The sequence below is a fragment of the Empedobacter sp. 225-1 genome (assembly GCF_030328185.1).
Classification (GTDB): domain Bacteria; phylum Bacteroidota; class Bacteroidia; order Flavobacteriales; family Weeksellaceae; genus Empedobacter; species Empedobacter stercoris.
The window spans coordinates 1-2,150 of the sequence record NZ_JACALO010000081.1 but is presented as its reverse complement, the minus strand read 5'-3'; the positions used below and the strand labels follow the sequence as shown (position 1 = coordinate 2,150).

Here is a 2,150-nt window from a genome sequence, read left to right as displayed (position 1 = left end):
GAGCCCGATACAATATCGAACTCATTTTTATAATTATTAATTTTTAATCTGTCCAAACTTTTGGGTGCAGTCTAATAAGATTTCGCTTTTTGTTTATTAATTAGAATTTATTTCCAAATATATTTTTCACCTAAACTCAAAGTAGATTTGATTACATAGTTTCCTTCATTATTCTTCTCTGTCAAAACCAAAATTGGGTAATATTCACCCGCAGGAACTAACTTTGTGATGTTAGTTGTAAAATCAAGATTACTTAATTTTGTTAAAGCGGCAACCGGAGTAATATCAAAATTAAGCAATTCAAATCCATCTATTTTTTTTGCATCTGTAATATTTTGTTTTGAAAAATAGACTAATAATTTCAAGTCATTTGTTGGTTTAGAATCTAAATTCTGAATAGAATTATTAATACCATCAACTGTAACCATTAATGTATTAAAATCAATTTCTAATTTCCAAACACCAGCTAATTTTACTTTTTTGTTTGCATTTTCAATAGCTAATGAACTCTCTACGGGAATATAAATATCTGATAAAGTTGCGTCAATATTATTTGTAGAAGCTAATGTATTTTTCTCCGTTAATTGTGGTAAACTAGCATCATCAATTACTTTATCAATCATAATATCATTCGATTGTAATGATATTTTATTATTTAAAATCTTGTAGTTTAAAACATTGCTTGTTTCTCTCTCTTTCAATAATAAAATTGGTGTATAATCTCCATCTGCTAATTTCTGGATATCTGCTGCTTTAAAAGTTACATTTACATTATTAAAACTTGTTCCATTCCCTTCCAGAGTTCCTAATTGGGCATTTGTTGTGATTTTGTTAGGTAAATCATACAAATCCAACGAAGATTTTGAAGGAACAAAATATAAATCAAAAAATAAAGTTTGACTAGTTTTATCTGAATAGTTAGTCAATTTTCCGCCAGAAATTTTGTAATTAGAAGTAGTTACATCATTTGAAATATTCCAAACTCCATCAAAAGAATAATCTTTATTAATAGTCGTTGGAAGATTTGTAATGTTAATGTTTTCCTGTTGAGCAGAAACAAAGCTACTCGACATTATGGCTGCACTAAAAAATAATTTAGTAAAAATATTCATAGGTTATACTTTAAGCTTTCCTACAAAAATAAGAATTATATTTACAAAAAAGTGCTTAAAATCGGATATTTTTAAAATAAAAAGATATCTATTAATTTTGATTCTTTAATTTTGTGGTGAATTAAAGAATTATGACTAAAATTTACCCAAAAGACACTGATCAGTTTGATGATTTCGTTCACAAAGAAACAACAACATTTGAAGAGTTAACTGTTTTTGATCGCAATAATTTAGCACCAATATCTATTAATGATCAATTTGGCTTAATCGATAAAACTGGAAATGTAATTATTCCTTTTGAGTACCAGAAATTAGTTCTCACAACGGTTAATGCATATAGTGCTCAGAAAAACGAAAAATGGGGATTTATAACCAAGTCTAACCAAGTTTTGATTCCGTTTGAGTATGAATTATCAAGTGATTTTATTGAGAATATTTGTGCTGTAAAAAAAGACGGAAAATGGGGATTTATTGATTTATTGAATCAAGTAATTATTCCGTTTGAATATGATGGTTGTACCGATTTTAGAGCTGGTTTGGCTGGAGTAGAAAAAGATGGAAAATGGGGAATGATTGACAAAAACAATCAATTAATTATTGATTTTCAATACGAATATTTAACACCTGTTGATCAAAATTTTGCAACTTTTGGAGAATCAACTTCTTTGAAAATTGAACGTCCTGATGTGTTGGCTTATTTTCCTTATTTTTTATCCAAAGAAAATTATTTGATGCATTTTGGTTTAATTTCGACTACAAATGAAAAAATTTTAGAACCGATTTCTGAATTGCCTATTTTAGAAAGTTTCGAAAATCAACCTGTTGTTCGTCAAAATTATCAATTAGGGTATCTGAAAGATGGAAAAGATTTTGTAAAATTTGATCAATTTAAGATAGATCCTTATGAAGAAAAAATATTAACACAATTAGGTGTTATGAAATAAAAAAAATGCGACCTTTCTTACACTGCCCCCAAAAAGTTAGACACTTTTGGGGGCATTTTTTATGGCAAGAAAAGTAAAATATGATGTAACATAC

At 27.6% G+C, this 2,150-nt stretch carries 2 protein-coding genes; one reads left to right on the top strand and one right to left on the bottom strand.

The window, feature by feature from the left end:
• Positions 1 to 107: 107 nt before the first annotated feature.
• Positions 108 to 1,112, bottom strand: coding sequence for a hypothetical protein (locus HX088_RS13785; RefSeq protein ID WP_286484473.1), 1,005 nt, complete (start codon positions 1,110 to 1,112; stop codon positions 108 to 110).
• A gap of 131 nt (positions 1,113 to 1,243) precedes the next feature.
• On the opposite strand from HX088_RS13785, the gene HX088_RS13780 reads away from it, so the two are divergent.
• On the top strand, positions 1,244 to 2,056 hold the full coding sequence (locus tag HX088_RS13780) for a WG repeat-containing protein (RefSeq protein ID WP_260542907.1): 813 nt from the start codon (positions 1,244 to 1,246) through the stop codon (positions 2,054 to 2,056).
• The last annotated feature ends 94 nt before the right edge of the window (positions 2,057 to 2,150 follow it).